At 66.8% G+C, this 17909-nt stretch carries 19 protein-coding genes; 9 read left to right on the plus strand and 10 right to left on the minus strand.

Annotated features, from left to right (window positions below; genetic code table 11):
• The first annotated feature begins 148 nt into the window (after nt 1–148).
• From AC1DYS_RS02335 to AC1DYS_RS02350, 4 genes are all read left to right on the plus strand, one after another.
• Nucleotides 149–748 (plus strand): cupredoxin domain-containing protein, encoded by a 600-nt coding sequence (locus tag AC1DYS_RS02335; protein ID WP_477895657.1) that lies wholly within the window; start codon nt 149–151, stop codon nt 746–748.
• Nucleotides 745–3198 carry a putative bifunctional diguanylate cyclase/phosphodiesterase gene (locus AC1DYS_RS02340; protein WP_477895659.1) on the plus strand — a complete coding sequence of 818 codons (2454 nt, stop codon included), beginning with the start codon at nt 745–747 and terminating at the stop codon, nt 3196–3198. Before AC1DYS_RS02335 ends, AC1DYS_RS02340 begins: the two co-directional genes overlap by 4 nt.
• A gap of 124 nt (nt 3199–3322) precedes the next feature.
• The gene (locus AC1DYS_RS02345; protein ID WP_477895661.1) at nt 3323–4144 is read left to right on the plus strand and encodes a M90 family metallopeptidase; all 822 of its coding nucleotides are present in this window, start codon (nt 3323–3325) and stop codon (nt 4142–4144) included.
• A 167-nt stretch (nt 4145–4311) separates the two neighbouring features.
• On the plus strand, nt 4312–4725 hold the full coding sequence (locus AC1DYS_RS02350) for a hypothetical protein (RefSeq protein ID WP_477895663.1): 414 nt from the start codon (nt 4312–4314) through the stop codon (nt 4723–4725).
• Nucleotides 4726–4807: 82 nt separating this feature from the next.
• On the opposite strand, the gene AC1DYS_RS02355 is transcribed toward AC1DYS_RS02350, so the two are convergent.
• On the minus strand, nt 4808–6154 hold the full coding sequence (locus AC1DYS_RS02355) for a histidine kinase dimerization/phospho-acceptor domain-containing protein (protein ID WP_477895665.1): 1347 nt from the start codon (nt 6152–6154) through the stop codon (nt 4808–4810).
• The gene (locus tag AC1DYS_RS02360) at nt 6154–6840 is read right to left on the minus strand and encodes a response regulator transcription factor (protein ID WP_477895667.1); all 687 of its coding nucleotides are present in this window, start codon (nt 6838–6840) and stop codon (nt 6154–6156) included. The genes AC1DYS_RS02355 and AC1DYS_RS02360 overlap by 1 nt, the downstream gene beginning before the upstream one ends.
• 83 nt (nt 6841–6923) lie before the next feature.
• Here AC1DYS_RS02360 and AC1DYS_RS02365 point away from each other — a divergent pair, with 83 nt between their 5' ends.
• Nucleotides 6924–7691 (plus strand): phosphatase PAP2 family protein, encoded by a 768-nt coding sequence (locus AC1DYS_RS02365; RefSeq protein WP_477895669.1) that lies wholly within the window; start codon nt 6924–6926, stop codon nt 7689–7691.
• Here the strand turns inward: AC1DYS_RS02365 and AC1DYS_RS02370 are convergent.
• The 3 genes from AC1DYS_RS02370 to AC1DYS_RS02380 are packed head-to-tail and all read right to left on the minus strand — an operon-like array spanning nt 7582 to nt 9500.
• Nucleotides 7582–8232, minus strand: coding sequence for an FMN-binding negative transcriptional regulator (locus AC1DYS_RS02370; protein WP_477895671.1), 651 nt, complete (start codon nt 8230–8232; stop codon nt 7582–7584). The two genes, AC1DYS_RS02365 and AC1DYS_RS02370, sit on opposite strands and share 110 nt — an antisense overlap.
• Nucleotides 8233–8236: 4 nt before the next feature.
• The gene (locus AC1DYS_RS02375) at nt 8237–8710 is read right to left on the minus strand and encodes an OsmC family protein (RefSeq protein ID WP_477895673.1); all 474 of its coding nucleotides are present in this window, start codon (nt 8708–8710) and stop codon (nt 8237–8239) included.
• Between the two features lie 13 nt (nt 8711–8723).
• On the minus strand, nt 8724–9500 hold the full coding sequence (locus AC1DYS_RS02380) for an isocitrate lyase/PEP mutase family protein (RefSeq protein WP_477895675.1): 777 nt from the start codon (nt 9498–9500) through the stop codon (nt 8724–8726).
• A gap of 150 nt (nt 9501–9650) precedes the next feature.
• Here AC1DYS_RS02380 and pdxR point away from each other — a divergent pair, with 150 nt between their 5' ends.
• Nucleotides 9651–11129 (plus strand): MocR-like pyridoxine biosynthesis transcription factor PdxR, encoded by a 1479-nt coding sequence (pdxR, locus tag AC1DYS_RS02385; RefSeq protein WP_477895677.1) that lies wholly within the window; start codon nt 9651–9653, stop codon nt 11127–11129.
• Here pdxR and AC1DYS_RS02390 read toward each other — a convergent pair.
• On the minus strand, nt 11116–11880 hold the full coding sequence (locus tag AC1DYS_RS02390; RefSeq protein ID WP_477895679.1) for an SDR family NAD(P)-dependent oxidoreductase: 765 nt from the start codon (nt 11878–11880) through the stop codon (nt 11116–11118). The two genes, pdxR and AC1DYS_RS02390, sit on opposite strands and share 14 nt — an antisense overlap.
• 113 nt (nt 11881–11993) lie before the next feature.
• Between AC1DYS_RS02390 and AC1DYS_RS02395 the strand changes: the two genes are divergently transcribed.
• The gene (locus tag AC1DYS_RS02395; RefSeq protein ID WP_477895681.1) at nt 11994–12932 is read left to right on the plus strand and encodes a GAF domain-containing protein; all 939 of its coding nucleotides are present in this window, start codon (nt 11994–11996) and stop codon (nt 12930–12932) included.
• Between the two features lie 25 nt (nt 12933–12957).
• Here the strand turns inward: AC1DYS_RS02395 and AC1DYS_RS02400 are convergent, their stop codons facing one another.
• Nucleotides 12958–13257 carry a hypothetical protein gene (locus tag AC1DYS_RS02400; RefSeq protein WP_477895683.1) on the minus strand — a complete coding sequence of 100 codons (300 nt, stop codon included), beginning with the start codon at nt 13255–13257 and terminating at the stop codon, nt 12958–12960.
• Between the two features lie 147 nt (nt 13258–13404).
• Nucleotides 13405–13824: a hypothetical protein gene (locus AC1DYS_RS02405; protein WP_477895685.1), complete on the minus strand. Its 420-nt coding sequence runs from the start codon at nt 13822–13824 to the stop codon at nt 13405–13407.
• Nucleotides 13825–13906: 82 nt separating this feature from the next.
• Here AC1DYS_RS02405 and AC1DYS_RS02410 point away from each other — a divergent pair, with 82 nt between their 5' ends.
• Nucleotides 13907–14389, plus strand: a complete 483-nt coding sequence (locus AC1DYS_RS02410) for an Lrp/AsnC ligand binding domain-containing protein (RefSeq protein WP_477895687.1) — start codon at nt 13907–13909, stop codon at nt 14387–14389.
• A gap of 21 nt (nt 14390–14410) precedes the next feature.
• Here AC1DYS_RS02410 and infA read toward each other — a convergent pair whose 3' ends face one another.
• On the minus strand, nt 14411–14650 hold the full coding sequence (gene infA, locus AC1DYS_RS02415; RefSeq protein WP_047486389.1) for a translation initiation factor IF-1: 240 nt from the start codon (nt 14648–14650) through the stop codon (nt 14411–14413).
• Nucleotides 14651–14803: 153 nt separating this feature from the next.
• Entirely contained in the window at nt 14804–17317 is a 2514-nt protein-coding gene (locus tag AC1DYS_RS02420; protein WP_477895689.1) for a DEAD/DEAH box helicase, read from the minus strand.
• A 69-nt stretch (nt 17318–17386) separates the two neighbouring features.
• On the opposite strand from AC1DYS_RS02420, the gene AC1DYS_RS02425 reads away from it, so the two are divergent.
• Nucleotides 17387–17905, plus strand: a complete 519-nt coding sequence (locus tag AC1DYS_RS02425; RefSeq protein WP_477895691.1) for a BON domain-containing protein — start codon at nt 17387–17389, stop codon at nt 17903–17905.
• The last annotated feature ends 4 nt before the right edge of the window (nt 17906–17909 follow it).

Below are 17909 nucleotides of genomic sequence, written 5' to 3' on the forward strand. Positions count from 1 at the left end.
CTTGCCGTGATGCCCATCACGCCGACGAGGCTCATGCCCTCGATCGGCGTCCGACCGCAGGGCACACCCCCTAAAGTCCGCCAGCGAAATGTCGAAATCACCTGACGAACCGTCCTGTGTGAATCCACTCGCCTTACTCATCTCCCTCATGCGCGCTCCCCTCGTCACCCTCGCCCTGCTCGGTGCTGCCGTCTGCGCTGACGCGGCCTCGCTGACCGTGACGGTGGTCGACAACGCCGGCAAGCCGCTGCCCGACGCGGTGGTGATGCTGGAACCCACCGGCAGCAAGCTGCCTGTCAAACCGATGGCAGCGGTGGATGTCAGCCAGTCCAAGCGCCGGTTCGTGCCGCAGGTCACCGTGGTGACGGTGGGCACGCCGGTGAACTTTCCTAACTTCGACACGGTGCGCCACCAGGTGTATTCGTTCTCGCCGATCAAGACCTTCGAGCTGAAGCTGTACGCCGGGGTGCCCAATGCCCCCATCGTGTTCGACAAGCCGGGTACCGCGGTGCTTGGCTGCAACATCCACGACCAGATGGCAGCCTGGATCGTTGTCGTCGACACGCCGTTCCACGCCAGCACTGCCGCCGACGGCCAAGTGCGGCTCGACAACGTCCCGACCGGCAGCTACCGCCTGCGTGCTTGGCACGCGGGCGTGCCGGCCGGCAAGGAGCCCGCCGCCGAAACGCTGAACCTGGCCGGCACCGACACGAGCGCGCAGATCAAGCTGCCCGCCAGCCTGCTGTGAGCTGGCTGCCACGTCACGGCCGGGTGGAGGCGCTGCGCGTCTGGCTCGCCAAGTCGCTCAGCGCACGCATCGTGCTGCTGTTCCTCGGCCTGCTGCTGGCCGTGCAGGCGGCGAGTTTTGTCGCCATTCGCGCCACCATCGACCGCAACGCGCGTGCCGCCATCGGTGCCGACCTGGAAGTCGGCGAACGCGTGCTCCGGCACGTGCTGGAGCAGAACGCACGGCAGCTCACTGAAGGCGCGACGCTGCTGACGGCCGACTATGGCTTCCGCTCAGCGGTGGCCAGCCGCGATGCAGCCACCATCAGCTCGGTGCTCGCGAACCATGGCGAGCGCATCGGCGCTGGCGTAGCAGCGCTGCTCGACACCGATTTCAAGCTGCAGGCCTCGGCCCATACCGACGCAGCAACGCTGCAGCCGGTGCTCGCCCACCTCTCCAGCCACGCCGGCACCGGCAAACATGCCGGCGAGGTGCTGATGGTGGGCAACAAGGCGTTCCAGTTCGTGCTCGTGCCGCTGCGCGCCCCAGTGCTGGCGGGCTGGGTGCTGATGGGCTTCCCGGTCGACCAGCCACTGCTCGAGCAGATGCGCAGCCTCTCGCCGCTGCACGTCAGCCTGGAGACGCGCGCCGACGCGCAGTCACCTTGGAAGACCACCCTCTCCACCCTGCCGCGCGAAGCCCGCAACGCTCTCGAACGCCAGAACACCATCGCCGGCGACAGCAGCCTGGCGATGGCGCTGCCCGACGGCGAGTACAGCGCCCGCAGCGTGTCGCTCACGTTCGACACCGATGGGCCGGGCGTCTCGGCGCTGCTGATGCGTTCGGTCGATGATGCGGTGGCACCGTATCGCCAGCTGCAGTTCGGCTTGGCGGCGCTCACACTGCTGAGCGTGCTGGTGTTCGGGCTCGGCAGTGTGCTGACGGCACGCCACGTGACCACGCCTTTGCGCAAGCTCGCCGTGGCGGCCGAGCGCCTGGGGGCGGGCGACTACGCGACGCCGCTCGGCGGGCAGCGCCGCACCGACGAGATCGGCGACCTGGCCCATTCCTTCGAGCACATGCGCGTCAGCGTGGCCGGCCAGCAGGAAGAGATTCTCAAGCTCGCCTACTGGGACAGCCTCACCGGCCTGTCCAACCGCGTGCAGTTCCGCAACGCCGTGCTCGAAGCCATCGCCATCGGCAAGGCCGACAGCCGCTCGGTGGCGGTCATCATGCTGGATCTGGACCGCTTCAAGCACGTCAACGACGTGCTCGGCTACCGCTTCGGCGACCTGATGCTCAAGGGCGTGGGCGAACGGCTGTCTCAGCAGGCCGTGCGCAACGGTGACCTGGTCGCACGCCTCGGCGGCGACGAGTTCGCCGTGCTGCTCGCCGACATCGACCCCGCGAGCGACCTGTCGCACACCGGCTCGTTGGCGCAGCGCTTGCACCAGATCTTCAGCGACGTGATGGTGCTCGAGGACCAAACCGTCGACATGAGCGCGAGCTTCGGCATGGCGGTGTTTCCGCACCATGGCAGCGATGTCGACACGCTGCTCAGCCACGCGGAAATTGCGATGTACAGCGCCAAGCGCCGTGGCGAAGGCCCGATGCTGTACGACCCGTCGATCGATGCCGCCAGCTCGCAGACGCTGTCGCTGCTGAGCGAGTTGCGCCACGCGCTCGACCACCACGAGCTGCGTCTGTACCTGCAACCCAAGCTCGCGCTCGACAACGGCCGCCTGGTGGGCGCCGAGGCCTTGTTGCGATGGCAGCACCCGGTGCGCGGCCTGCTGCCGCCGATGGAGTTCATTCCCTTCGCCGAGCAGACGGGTTTCATCCGCATGCTGACGATGTGGGTCTTCGAGGAATCCGCGCGCATGTGGCGGGTGCTCAATGAAGGCGGTGTGCGAATCGTCGTGTCGGTCAACCTGTCGACACGCGACCTGCTCGACGTCGAGCTGCCGCAGAAATTCGAAGCACTGCTGATCAAGCACATCGTGCCGGCCGAGGCGTTCTGCCTCGAGATCACCGAGAGCGCGATCATGGACGACCCGCAGCGCGCAATGGCCACGCTCGAGCGCTTGAGCGGCCTGGGCTTCCGCCTGTCGATCGACGACTTCGGCACCGGCTATTCCTCACTCGCCTACCTGAAGCGCCTGCCGGTCGACGAGCTGAAGATCGACAAGTCCTTCGTGCTCAACATGGCGAAGGACACCGACGATGCCCGCATCGTGCGCTCCACCATCGACCTGGCGCACGGCCTCGGGCTGACCGTGGTCGCCGAGGGTGTGGAGAACGCCCAGGCATGGGACCTGTTGCGCGACCTGTCATGCGACGAAGCACAGGGCTTCCACATGAGCCGGCCGCTGCCCGCGCACGAGTTTGCGCATTGGGCCAGCGGGTGGGCGGTCAGGCATTCGGTGTTCGGGGCCAAGGGCATTCCCAACGCGAATGTGACCTTGCACTGAGACGTCGAGAACCGGTTGCTCCGGCGGCGGATCAAGTCGTCACAAGTTGGCTCGTCTCCCAGGGCTTGAAAGCCACTGCTTCGCACCCAGCTGCGTAGTTCGATCGACTGCGCGCGAGGCGCCCGTGCCGTTCCTTATCGTGATGGGCTTGATGTTGCTGCTGGTAGCCTGGTTGGCTGGCCAGCCGCTGCTGACCGAGCTGCGCCGCGCCCGCATCCGCCGCCGGCCTTTCCCGGCGGAGTGGCGCGAGATTCTTCGCCGGCGCGTGCCCTACGTGCGCAGCCTGCCGGCGGACCTGCAGCTGCAGTTGAAGAGGCACATGCAGGTCTTCCTGGCCGAGAAGCCGTTCATCGGCTGCGCCGGGCTCGAAGTCACCGACGAGATGCGCATCACCGTGGCGGCCCAGGCGTGCCTGCTGCTGCTCAACCGACGCCGTTCGTCGTACTACCCGCGGCTGCGCCAGATCCTGCTCTACCCGGGCGCGTTTCTCGTCGACCGCGTGCACACCGACAGCGCCGGCGTGCTGCAAGACCAGCGCCGCGCCCTGTCGGGCGAATCGTGGTCACAGGGGCAGGTGATCTTGTCGTGGCAGGACACGGTCGACGGCGCAGCTGTGATCGACGATGGGCAGAACGTGGTGATCCATGAGTTCGCGCACCAGTTGGACCAGGAGAACGGCGAAGCCAACGGCGCGCCGCTGCTGTCGGGCCGCCGTCACTACGCGCGCTGGTCGAAGGTGATGGCCGCCGAGTTCGCGAAGCTGCAGGCGCAGGCCGACAGGCAGGAGCCGAGCCTGCTCAGCCACTACGGTGCGACCAACCCAGCCGAGTTCTTCGCCGTGGCCTCTGAGGTGTTCTTCGAGCAGCCGCAGCAGCTGGCTGCCGAGCACCCGGCACTGTTTGGCGAACTTGCCGGTTTTTACCGGTTGAATCCGCTGAGCTGGTAACTGGCAGGGCTAAGGGTCGCTCCAACGGATTCAGAGGGAAAACGGCACGGTTTTGCGACGAGGGCGACACGATAATCAGTCACGCTGGCGTGTGACCGAAGCGCATCAGGAACACGTGCTTGTCGGGACCCGCGCTGCGTCTCTGTCACCTCTGAAGGAGCAACATCATGATGCCCACACGCGCAATCTCGGTTTCACTTGCCATGGCGTTTGCCGCTGGCTCCGCCATCGCACAAACCAGCGTCGGCGTATCGATCGGCATCAACCAGCCTGGCGTCTACGGGCGCATCGACATCGGCAACACGCCTCCTCCGCCGGTGATCTACGCCAAGCCCATCATCTACGCGCCGCCACGCGTGGCCGTGGTGCAAGAGCCCGTCTATCTGTACGTGCCACCCGGTCATCAAAAGAAGTGGGGCAAGCACTGCGCCAAATACAACGCGTGCGGCCAACCGGTCTACTTCGTGCAGGAGAAGTGGGTCAAGGAACGCTACGAACGCGAGCATGGCCACGACCATGACGATGAGCACGGCAACGGCAACGGCCATGGCAAAGGGAAGGGCAAGCACGGGAAAGGCTGAGCGCAGCACTCAGCTCCGTACTTGAAGCTGTTGGCGGCCACGCCAACAGCTTGGTAGCTCAACGGGCCGGCGCAGGATTTCGCTATCCCGGCGCCCCTGCAAAGCTGATGCGATAGCAGACGCCGAAGCCAGCGGGCGGCGCTGCCACCGCGAAACTGGCGTTGTGAATCGCGGCCACCTTGTCCACCACGCGGTGACCCAGGCCCAACCCCAGACTGAGTCCGGATGAAGCGGGTGCGGCCGCGCTGTCTTTCGCCGGCACAGCACCGTCGTCGCACACCTGCAGCCAGCGTGCCGAGGCGTCGAGCTGCACTTCGATCACGGTGCCCCGCGGCGTGTGGCTGAGGGCGTTCTCGATCAGGTTGCGCAAGGCAATTTCGAGCAGCACCGCGTGGCCCGTCAGCGTGAAGTCACCGGCACTCACGAGTGCCAGTTCGTGGCCGCTTCCGAGCGCCGTCTGCGCGTATTCGCCGACCACCCGGCGCGCGAGCTCGGCCAGGTCGAGCTGCTGTGCGGACTCGGCCATCTCGGTGCGGCTGGCGCGCGCCAGTGCCAGCAGGTGCGACACCACGTGGCTTGCCCGCTGGGCATCGTGTTCGATGCGGCTGAGCGCTTGCGCACGCTCGTCGTCGCTGACGGCCCGACGCAGCAGGCTGGTGTGCAACGTCAACGAAGCGAGCGGCGTGCGCAGTTCATGCGCGAGTTCGCTGCTCAGGTCGCGTTCGCGCACCAGCGCGGTATGTGCGCGCTCGACCAGCGTGTTGATGGAGTCGACCACGGCCTTGAACTCCTGGTGCGGCTGCGTGCGCAGCGGCTCGGGGTCGTGCACGTCGAGTTCACTCACGTCACGTGACAGGCTGCGCAATGGGTTCAGTCCACGCCGGATCGCCCAGCCCAAGGCCAGCGCCACCACAGGCAGCAACCAGAAGCCCGGCTCGGCCACCTGTTCGGCGATGTCTTCGGCCAAGTCGTCTCGCTCCCGCACGCTCAGCAGCACCATCACCTTGCGGCTGTGGTCGACCGGGTCCCAGCGCGAGAAGGTGCGCCAGGTGGTGGGCGGTGCGCCGAGCGACAGGTCGGCAAAACCTTCGTCGCCCGTGAACGGCGGCAAGGGCGCCTCGCCGGTCTGCGTCAGCACCTGCCCCTCCTCGCTCCACACCACCACGCTCATCGACTGCTGGTAGTCGTGGCTCCTCAGTTCGGCGATCGCACCACTGGGCGCACCCATGCCGCCGCCGTTGCTCTCATCGAACTTGCCGTCGTGCTGGCGCAGCAGCAGGTGGGCCATGCTCGCCAGGTGGCCGTCGGTCAGCTCGTCGGCCTCGTGCACGCCGGTCCTGAAGCCGATGAAGATGAAGCTCACCCACACCAGCACCAGCGCGCCGAACGCCCAGGCGAGCAGGTGCCGCAGCAGCGACTTCTGTCCCATCACGCTTCTTCTTCCGCCGGTACGAAGTAACCCACGCCGCGCAGCGTGCGGACGATGCCCTCGCCCAGCTTCTTGCGCAGGTGATGCACATGCACTTCGATGGCATTGCTCTCCAGCGCACCGTCCCAGTTGTAGAGCCGCGCCTCGATCTGCGGGCGCGACAGCACGCGTGGTCGCACATCCACCAGCGCCAGCAACACCGCGAACTCGCGTGCCGACAACTCCACCGGCTGGCCGGCACGCCGCACGCTGCGCGCGGCCGGGTCGATCTCCACGTCACCGCAGCGCAGCGTGGCTTGTGCGCGCCCGCTGGCGCGGCGGCGCAAGGCCCGCATGCGGGCGGCCAGCTCATCGGGATCGAAGGGCTTGGTGACGTAGTCGTCGGCGCCGTGATCGAGCGCGGCGATGCGCGAGGCCACCGCGTCGCGGGCCGTCATGATGAGCACCGGCGTCTTCGGGTCGGGCAGCTCGCCTGCACCCGCACGGCGCAGGCGGTGCAGCACCTCGTGGCCATCGCCATCGGCCAGGCCCAGGTCCAGCAGCACGATATCGAAATGGTCGGCGCGCAATGCGGCCCAGGCCGTCGCCACGCTGCCGGCCACGTCCACCGCGCAGCCCTGCTGCCGCAAGTGGCCCTGCAGGCCCGCGGCGATGCCTTCGTCGTCTTCGACCACCAGTACACGCATGCCGCGCATTGTGCGGCGGCCGGCGGCGAACTGAGGCGCTTAAGGCTTTCTTAAGCAGCCCCCCGCACAGTCCCGCTTCACGCATGACAACACCTCTCTCCCTGCGGCGCCTGGCCGTCATCACCCTGGTGCTCATGCTGATGCTCATGGCGTGGGACGCGACCGATCTGGACATGCGCCTGGCCCACTGGTTCGGCACCGCGCAAGGCTTTCCGCTCACCGACGACTGGCTGCTCGACACCGTGATGCATGAGGGTGGCCGCAAGCTGAGCTGGGTGGTGGCGCTGGCGCTCACGCTCGCTGTGTGGTGGCCCTTTGGCTCGCTGCGCCTTCTCGAGTCGAACGAACGCGTTCAGCTCATCCTCGGCAGCCTGGCCGCGGTGCTGCTCGTCTCGCTGCTCAAGTCGGTGAGCCCGGCGAGTTGCCCGTGGGACCTGTCGGCCTTCGGCGGCGTGGCACGCCATGTTTCGCACTGGGCATGGACGCGCGATGGCGGCAGCGGCCACTGCTTTCCAGCGGGCCATGCCTCGTCGGGCTTTGCTTTCATCGGCGGCTATTTCATCTGGCGCCGCCGCTCGGCCCGCATCGCGCGCAACTGGCTGCTGCTCTCGTTGCTGGCCGGCTTCACGCTGGGGTTCGCGCAGCAGGCGCGGGGCGCCCACTTCATGAGCCACACGTTGTGGACGGGCTGGCTGTGCTGGAGCGTCGGCCTCGCGATCGACGCGGGCCGACGCGTGCAGTTCAGCCGGCTGCTGGCTTGGCTGCGGCGCGATCGACCCAGCCTGCCACAGCCAGCGACTGATCATCGCCCTGCTCACGCAGACCGCGCGACATCCCCTCCCGGTCGCTGAGCGGGCGGTTCTGGCTCATCTTCCACTTGCCGCGAAGCGAGTCGAGCGGGATCTCGATGCCGACAATGGCACGCAGCATCGACTCAATGTAATCGCCGGGCGCATCACTCACGGCCCAGGGCTTCGGTTGCGTTGCCTCGTGCCGTTGCGTGAGCCGCGTGACGAGCTGGTGCACCCAGGCCGCGTCATCGCGCACGACCAGCTTGCCGCGGGCCTGCACGGTGATGTAGTTCCAGGTCGGCACGACCTTGCCGGTCTCGGCCTTGACGGGATACCAATTCGGCGTGATGTAGGTCTGCGGCCCTTGAAACACCACCAGCGTTTCCACATCGGCACGTGCCTCGCGCCATACCGGGTTGGCACGCGCCACGTGGGCGCGCAGCACACCGGGGCGGCCATCTTCGGTGTCGAGCAGGAACGGAATCGGGTTCGCATCGAGCCCGTTCTCGCCTTGGGTGATCAGCAGGCCCAATGGATGGTCGCGCACCAGCTGGTGCAGCAGTTCGGGGCGGGTCTCGTCGAAGTGGGCAGGGGTGTACACGGATTCAACCTAGCAAGGTGGGTTGGCAGTGGATTTCGCTTCTGACGGAGTTGGCAATGAAGCATTCGTCGTGGGCCCGGTGATGCAGGTGGTTCAGCTCGTCCAGCGTCGGCTGCTTGCCGCTGAACTTCACTGCGGGGCGCAGCGTGACCAGCGTGATCGCCATCTGGCCTTGTGCGTTGCGCTCCATCACGCCGACGGCATCGTCGACGTAATCGTCGACCACCCAACCGGCGCGGCAGGCAATATCGAGGAACCACAGCATGTGGCAGCTCGAGATCGACGCGATGAACTGCTCTTCGGGGTCGACCGCGGCCGGGTCGGAATAAGGAACGCGCACCGACAGCGGTGACGACGACGCCGGCATCACGTGCCCGCCGTCGAAGTGGATCAGGTGGCGGCGGCTGTACTTCTTGTCGCTGAAAGGCTGGTCGCCGCGCTCCCAGTGAACGCTGGCGGTGTAGCGATGTTCGGACATGGCGCAGGTGCTTTCAGAGACGGTCGAGGTAGGTGAAGGTGCCGTGCTCGACAACTTCTTGTGCGGCGTCGCGCGCACCCTTCATCGCGGCACGGTACAGAGAGGTCGCGAGGCTGATGCGTTTGACGCCGGCCGCTTCCAGCTCAGCCACGCTGAACGATTTGCCCTTGATGCCGACCATGAAGCTCACCGGTTTGGTGAGCGCGGCGCACACCGCTCGCACAGCGGCAAGATCGGGCAGGCCCGGAGCGAACAGCACGTCGGCACCGGCTTTCTCGAAGGCTTGCAGGCGGCGAATGGTGTCGTCCAGGTTCGGGTTGCCGCGCAGGTAGTTCTCTGCGCGCGCTGTCAGCGTGAAGGGGTATCGCGAAGCGCGCGCCGCCGCCACGGCCGCCGCCACACGCTCGACCGCGAGGTCGAAGTCGTAGAGTGGCTTCGCGGCATCACCGCTCGCGTCTTCGATCGAGCCGCCGGCGAGGCCGATGGTGGCGGCCAGGCGGATGGTCTCGGCAGCGTCTTCCGGCGTGTGGCCGAAGCCGTTCTCCAGATCGGCCGAGACAGGGATGTCCACGCTCTCGACGATGGCCTGTGCATGTGCAATGGCTTCGGCGCGCGTGAGCTGGCCGTCCTTGCGGCCCAGCACGCCGGCCGCGGCGCCGCTCGAGGTGGCGAGCGCCTGGAAGCCCAAGCCGGCCAGCATCTTGGCCGAGCCGGCATCCCAGGCGTTGGGCATCAAGAAGGCCTTGGCATGCAGTGACTTGAAGTGGACTGCCTTGTCTTGTGGGGTCATGACGGTGCTCCGAAGTGAGGCGCTGGATTGTGAAGACCGGCGGTGGTCAGGCTCGCCGTTTTCGGACGCCTGCCTGGCGAGGTCTCGGCGGGTTTCTTATTGGCCCTTCATCGTAGACACTATGTGGCCAATCTGCAGAGCCAATTCGCCATGAAGCAAAGAGCCAATGCGGTCCCGCTGCGGCAGCAGGTCTACCTGCAGCTGCGCAGCGCCATCGAGTCGGGCACCTTCGCTGCCGGCAGCAAGCTGCCACCGTCGCGTGAGCACGCCCAGGCGCTTGGCGTGGCGCGCAACACCGTGCTGTGGGCGCTGGAGCGGCTGCGGGCCGAAGGCTACGTGGTGGCGCGCGTGGGCGATGGCAGCTACGTCGCCCACGACCTCGCCGCATTGCGTGCGCCAGGCCGCGCTCCAGGTGGCAAACGCAGTGCGCCGCTGCTGCCCGCCGCTGGGTTGTCGCAACGCGGGCGCCTGATGGCCGAGACGGCGCTGCGCTGGCGGCCGCCCCACGAGGCCATCACCGCTTACCGCATCGGCACGCCGGCGGTCGATGCGTTTCCCTTCGAGCTGTGGTCGCGACTGGAGCGGCAGCTTCCGGCACGCGTGCGGCAGGAAACCGCGCAGTACCTGGCGCCGGCCGGGCACATTCCGCTGCGCGAGGCCATTGCACAGTGGCTGCTCGTCTCGCGTGGCATCCGCTGCGAGACGGAGCAGGTAGTGGTCACCTCAGGCTCGCAGCAGGCCATCGACCTGATCGCGCGCCTCTTGCTCGACCCGGGCGACGAGGTGCTGGTCGAAGACCCTGGCTACCTCGGTATTCGCGCCTGCCTGGTGAGCCATGGCATTGCCGCGCAACCGGTCCCGGTTGATGAGCAGGGCCTGTGCATCGCCCAAGGTGCCGCACGCTGGCCCGCTGCACGCATGGCCGTGGTGACGCCCACGCACCAGTTCCCGCTCGGCGTGCACATGGGCCTCGCGCGGCGGCTCGAGTTGCTGGAGTGGGCTCGCGCACAGCGCACCTGGGTGGTCGAAGACGACTACGACGGCGAGTTCCAGTACGGCACCCACCGCATCCCGGCGCTGTGCAGCCTGCCGCACAGCGAGCGGGTGCTGTACGTCGGCACCTTCTCGAAGACACTGCACCCGGGGTTGCGGCTGGGCTTCATCGTGTTGCCTGCATCTCTGGTGGACGCGTTCGCCGCCGCCAAGGCCTTGAGCGATCGACACAGTCCAGGCGCAGCGCAAGAGGTGCTGGCGCGCTTCATCACCGAAGGCCATTTGCTGCGCCATCTGCGGCGCATGCGAGAGCTGTATCAGCAGCGGCAAGCGGTGCTCATCGAGTCCTTGCGCAAAGCGAGTGGAGGGGCCTTGGTGCTCTCGACGAGCGGGCACGGGATGCACCTGGCGCACGAAGTCGCAGGCGCTGTCGATGACACACGGCTGAGCCGGCGAGCGGGGGAAGTCGGCGCGTACCTGGCGCCGCTGTCGCTTTACTGCGTGGAGGCGCGGAGGAGAGGGTGGGTCTTCGGGTACGCCGGATTCAACGAGCCTGCCTTGCAGTCAGCCGCCAAGGTGTTGGGGCCTTTGATTCGAAACGACAACGCAACCGGCAAAAATTTCAAACCTTCGTGATCCGCAACCCCGCATCCACCAGCATCACCTCACCCGTCGTCTTGGCGGCACTCGCTCCCAGGTACCAGGCCGTCTCGGCCACGTCCTCCGGCGTGATCACCGCTTCCAGCGCCGCCCGGCCCTTGTACCAATCCACCCCGCGCTGGTACGCGTCGGCCCCGAGGCCCTCTTGCAGCCAGGGCGTCTCGACTAACCCGGGCGCAATGGCGTTCACGCGAACGTTCGGCGCCAACGAACGTGCCAGCCCGACGGTCAACGCATTGAGTGCACCTTTCGACGCCATGTAGGCCAGCGACGACCCGCGGCCCATGATCGAGGCCACCGACGACACGTTGACCACGCCCGAGCCCACGTTCTTGCTCAGCAGCGGCGCCAAGGCGCGCGTCATCTGGTACGCGCCGATCACGTTGACGCTGTAGATCTTCTGGAAGTCCTCTGCCTCCAGGCCGTCGAGGTTCTTCATGTCGACGAACTTGGTGGTGCCGGCGTTGTTGACCAGCACATCGACACGCCCAAAGCGCTTTTCAGCTTCGGCGGCCAAGCGGCGGCAATCGGCGTCTTGCGACACATCGGCCTTGACGACCAGCACCTCGGAGCCCAGCGCCTCGCACTGCGCGGCAACCGCCTCGGCAGGACCCGGGTCGCGCGAGTAGTTGATGACCACGTTCCAGCCATGGCTTGCGTACAAGCGTGCGGTCGCAGCGCCAATGCCTGACGACGACCCTGTGACCACGCACACTTTCTTACTCATGGCAGCACTCCTCATCAATGGGATGGATCGATCTCGCTGAGATGGTAACGGCGACGGCTTGTTGGCTCGAAACATGCAATGCCGAGCTTCATCGACCCCTGCGCCCCCTCGCCATGAACACTCTCATCAAAGCCGTCGAAGTCTGGCTGCCCACGCCTGACAGCAGCCTGCTCGAGTTCGGTGGCGGCCTGTTCGGAGACGCGACCGGTTTTGGTGCAAGCAGCCGATCGATGTGTTTCGGTCGCGGCGAAGGCCTGCCGGGCCGCGCCTGGTTCGACGGCCGGCCCATCGTGCTGAAGGAACTCGATGGCTCGTACTTCCGCCGCGCCAATGCTGCGCGCGAAGCGGGCTACACCTGCGCCATCGCGGTGCCTGTGTTCGTGGCCGAGCAGCTCACGGGCGTGGTGGTGTTCTTCTGCGGTGGCGGCAAGACCGACGACGGCGCGGTCGAACTCTGGCGCAACAACGCACGCGTCACGTCCGACATGACCTTGGTTGATGGCTACTACGGTGGCAGCGCGGCCGAAAGCTTCGAACCCATGACCCGCGACGCCTACCTGCCTCGCGGCAGCGGCCTGCCCGGCATGGCGTGGCAGCGTGGCGCCGCCGTGCTGATCGACGACCTGGGCCAGGCGGGCAAGTTCGTCCGGGCCGACAGCGCGGCCGAGATTGGCATCAACCGCGGTCTGGCGTTTCCCTGCAGCACACCCAGCAGCAGCGACGCCTACGTGCTGGCACTGCTGTCGACCACGCAGACGCCGATTGCCAAGCGCATCGAATGCTGGGCGCCCGACGACTCGCGCCATGGCCTCACGCGCGTATTCGGCTTCTGTGAGACTGAGGGCCCGCTGCGTTCGTCCGAAGGGGGCACGGTGCTGGCCGGGGCCATCGGCAAGGCCTTCGCCAGTGGCATGCCGGTGATCAACGAGATCGCGGGGACCGAGCCCGGCAGCATCGGTGCGGCCGCGGAAGCGATCGGCCTGCACTCGCTGGTGGCCTTGCCCGTGGTGAACGACGGCGCCGTCAGCGAAGTGGTGACCTTGTACTTCTGAGCGCCCAGGCGCTCAGCGGCAACGTTCAGGCAAAGAACTCCACTGCCTGCAACGACAGCAGCAGGCCCGCACCGATCACGCCGACCAGCGCGTGGATCTGACGTGAGCGCGCTTCGCTCGGCATCGGGCGCTGAGGTCCGAGTACGAACATCACGAACGAGGCGGATGCCGAGAGCACGAACACGGTCGCGGCGATGAAGCCGAGCGACGAGCCGTCGCCGCGCTGAGCCATCAAGCTCACGGTCTGGCCGAGAAACAGCCCGAGCCCCAGTGCGATGACGTAGGGCGTGCGGGACGGCGAAGCGGGTGCGGTACTGCGGTTCATGGGCCGGGATCGTGTCACGGATGCCCGGCAGGGGGTCATTGCAAAACGTGTCAATTGCCACGCCATTTCCGGCTTTACGCCGCAGCTGGAATCAGCTTGAAACGCTCTGGTAGCGTCGTGACACCGCGGACGCGCAGGTCGTAGCTCTCAGCGCGAGGCAGCCGAGGCGCCGGGCGGTACGGGCACGATCACGCCGGGCATCAGCGAGATCTCGTCCTGCACACGAACGCCGGTTACGTAGGAACGGGTTTCACCAAAACAGCTGGTCGGCAGGCCGACCTTTTCGTCGTAGCTCAGAGAGACCCGCTTGCCCATCACCGCGGTGATCTTCTCGGCCACCGCGTCGTCCCACACGGTGAAGACGAACTTCTCGGGCGCTGCGCCGGGCATGGACACCAGCGAGAGCTCGCCCTCCCAGGTCTTGCACAGCCAGCCCTTCTTCGACAGCTTCTGCACCCAGCCGGCGCGTTCGCCGCTGGAGTAGCTCCACTTCGACACAACAAAGACCCACAGTGCGAACACCAGCACGATGATCAGCGGCAGCAGCAACCAGCGTGACAGGCGCATCAGAATCCTCCGTCGTTTTATAAGCAGGCCGGTTTATAACCCACCCTCGGCGCACCGCCCACCCTCACCGGAGCCATTCGACATGAAAGCCGTTGCCGCCATCCCGGAAGGGCTGGACAAGATCGACGTCAAGATACTGCGATTGCTGCAGGCCGACGGGCGCATCTCGAACCTGAAGCTGGCAGAAAGCATCCACCTGTCGCCGACCGCGGTGCTCGAGCGTGTGAAGCGCCTCACGCGCGATGGCTTCATCCTGGGCTACGAAGCCCGGCTCAACCCCGACAAGCTGGGCGCGGGGATGATGGTGTTCATCCAGGTGGTGCTCGATCGCACGACGCCCGATGTGTTCAACGCCTTCAAGGCCGCGGTGCAAGTGCGCCCCGAGATTCTTGAATGCCACATGGTGGCCGGCGGGTTCGATTACCTCATCAAGACCCGCGTGGCCGACATGGCGGCCTATCGCGAGCTGGTGGGATCGGTGGTGTGGACGCTGCCTGGTGTGCGCGAGACGCACACTTACGCGGTAATGGAAGAGGTCAAGAACACCACCGCATTGCCGCTGTGAAACGCGCGGCGAACGCTGTAATCACCAACCGCCAGGCCGGCGCTCCAGGTGGCGGAACATGATGCGGCCCTTGCTCAGGTCGTAGGGCGACAGCTCCAGCGACACCTTGTCACCCGCCAGGATGCGGATGTGGTTCTTTTTCATCTTGCCTGAGGTGTAGGCGACGAGTTGGTGACCGTTCTCCAGCGTCACGCGAAAGCGCGAGTCGGGCAAGACTTCGGTCACCGCACCTTGCATTTCAATCAGTTCTTCTTTGGCCATGGTTGTCTCCGTTGAGTTGGCATTGCGACGAACGCAAGGCCAAGGCGTGAGCCTTGTCAGAGACGGTTCGCAGGGTGAAGCAGCGGACTGGTACAGGTGACAGGCGTCACTGCAGTCGGCTTGGGGGCAGGACCGTGGATTGTATCGCCTGGGCTAAATCCCTGCTTTGGTGGCACCACCCAGGGGCGCCAGCAGGGCCTGCAGGTCGTCGGGGCCGAACTTCTGCGCCGACTCGCCATCGTGCCCGAGCACGCCCTCGGCCAGCGCCCGCTTGCGGGCTTGCAGCGCGAGCATGCGCTCCTCGATGCTGCCTTCGACCACCACCTTGTAGACGAAGACCGGCTGGTCCTGGCCGATGCGGTGGGCGCGCGCGGTGGCCTGCTCTTCGACCGCAGGGTTCCACCACGGGTCCATGTGGATCACGGTGTCGGCCGCGGTCAGGTTGAGCCCCAGGCCACCGGCCTTCAGGCTGATCAGCAGGATGGGCACCTGCTGCGACTGAAAGCGCTGCACGACCTCCGCGCGCCGGCCGACCGGCGTGCGGCCGGTGAGCGCGAGCCAGGGCAGCTGCAGTGAATCGAGCTCGTCTTCGATCAGCCCCAGCAACTCGGTGAACTGCGAGAACACCAGCACGCGCCGCCCTTCGGCCACCAGTGCGGGCAGCATGTCGCGCAACAGTTCGAGCTTGGCGCGTTCCATCGTCTTAGATGTCTTGGTGCCCTTGACGAGCCGCGGATCGCAGCACACCTGGCGCAGCTTCAGCAGCGCATCGAGGATGGTGATCATTGCCCCGTCGAACCCGCGCCGCTGCAGCAGGCGGCGCACGATCTCGTCGGACGCGACACGCACGCTTTCATAGAGGTCACGCTGGCGGCCTTGCAGCTTCACGCGCTTGATGACCTCGGTGCGCGGCGGCAGCTCGGTGGCCACGTCCTGCTTGCGCCGCCGCAGGATGAAGGGCCGCACGCGCTGGGCCAGCAGCTGCGCGCGCAGCGTTTCGCCGTTGGTCTCGATCGGCTTGCGCCACAGCCGCGCGAAACTGCGCGCGTCGCCCAGAAAGCCCGGCAGCAAGAAGTCGAACTGCGCCCACAGCTCGCCCAGGTTGTTCTCGAGCGGCGTGCCGGTGAGGCAAAGGCGGTGACGCGCCTGGATCTTGCGCACGGCGTTCGCGCTGCGGCCGGCCGCGTTCTTCACCGTCTGCGCTTCATCGAGTATCAGCAGGTGGAAGGGTTGCACGGCAAGTGCATCGATGTCGCGCCACAGCAGCGGGTAGGTGGTCAGCACCACATCGTGGTCGGGCATGCGCGCGAAGTCTTTCGCGCGGTCCGGGCCTTGCAGCGTCAGCAGGCGCAGCGATGGCGCCATGCGTTTCGCCTCCGCCTGCCAGTTGAAGATCAGCGAGGTCGGCAGCACCACCAGCGCCGGGCGGTCGAGCCGGCCTGCGTGCTGCTCGATCAGCAAGTGCGCCAGCGCCTGCGCCGTCTTGCCCAGGCCCATGTCGTCGGCCAGGATGCCGGCGAGGCGCTGCTCGCGCAGGTACTGCAGCCACGCCACGCCGCTGAGCTGGTAGGGCCGCAAGCGAACACCGAGGCCCTCCGGCTCAGCCACTGGCTGCGGCATGCCGACACCCTGCAGGCGTTGCGCGAGCGCACGCAAACCGGCATCGCCCTGCAGTTGCCAGGCACCATGCGGCCCGGCACGCTCCGCCTGCGTGTCCATCAAGCTCAGGCGCAGCAGATCAAGGCGCTGCGCTTCCCACGACGACAGCGCGATCGGCCCGGACGCGCGGCGCGGGTCGGTCAGCAGGTCGACCATCGCGCCGATGATGGCCTTGATCGGCGCCGCCGGTGCGTCGATGCGCCGTCCGCCGGGTGCGCGCAATCGCACCAGCGAATCATCGGGGATCGCGGCGATCTGTCTCGCGTCCAGCCAGCGGCTTTCACGCTTCAGCAGGTCGGCCAGCAAGGGCACGAGGTCCCAGGTTTCGCCGGCCACTTCGACACCGAGCGACAGCATCCACGAGCCTTCACGCTCGTCCAACCGCAGCGCGTCGACGTCGGGCTCGCGCGGGCGCAGCGGGCCGGCCGGTTCCTTGCCCAGCGTCTCACCGCTCACCGGCTCGACGACCAACCGCCAGGCGTCGACGCGCAAGGTCTCGTGTGCGAAGCCAGGCTTCACGACGATGGTCCATCCCTGGGCCTGCCACTCGGGCACGCGCTCGGCCCAGAAGTCACCGAAGAAGTCTTCCTGCACCAGGGTCCACAGTGGCCCGTGCAGCGCCATTTCGTTCGCACGCCACTGCAAGGAATCGGCGGGCAGCGGATGCAGGCTGGCGGCCCACACGGCATCGAGCGCGTCGGCCTCGGCAGCCCGGTCGCGCTGCAGCCGCCATTCACTGCCCTGCGTGTCGACGACCGTCTGCTGACTCGGCGCGCGGGTGTTCAGCACCGAGGTGGGTGCCGGCATGTCCCAGCGCTGGCCTTGCGGGCCGTGGTAGGTCCAGTCGATTCGTGCGATCGTGACCATCGGCCCGCGTGGACCGAAGGGGCCGGAGGGCGCCATGCCCAGCAGGCCATCGCCGCGGGTCAGCGTTTGCAGCGTCAAGCGGGGGCGGAAGCGCGCGTGGTGGCGGTCTTCTTGTGGTTCGAAAGGCAGCGCAGCCATCATGCGAGCCATTGTGCCGGCCGGCTTGTCGTTGAAGAATCGTGGCGTCGCCACCGCACGGAAGCACTGCACGTGAACGGCTCTGCCACCAAGCTCTCCCACCTGCTTTTCTGCACGGCAATGTGCGCCTCCACCGCACTGGCGCAGCAAGCGCCGGAGCGCCGCAACTGGTTCGACGATCCGTTCTTCCAGGTCTCGGACCAGGTGCCGAACTGCCCTGTGCCGGCCGGCCCGTTCATCACCGAAGCAGAGCGGCGCGTGCAGTCGCATGGCCGCGCCGAGCGAGGCACCACCTGCTGGCTCGTCGGCAAGTGCGAGCGCCCCAACTCATACACCTACGACAAGGACATCGCCCAAGCGGTGCAGGCCGCATTCAAGGCCCGCAACCCCGCGCCGCGCTCGAGCCTGTGGGTGACCGTGCAGCGGCGCATCGTCTATGTGGAAGGCTGCGTGGCCGATGCGCGCGACCCGCAGGTGGTGCCCAAGATCGAGGCCATGCTGCTGGCGGTGCCCGACGTCGAGCGCGCCATCGCCATTGTTCACGTCAAAGGCAAAGACAGGCCTCACTACAAGTTGCTGAACGCGCCTTGATCAC

It is taken from the genome of Rhizobacter sp. P2_G4, from assembly GCF_056403575.1.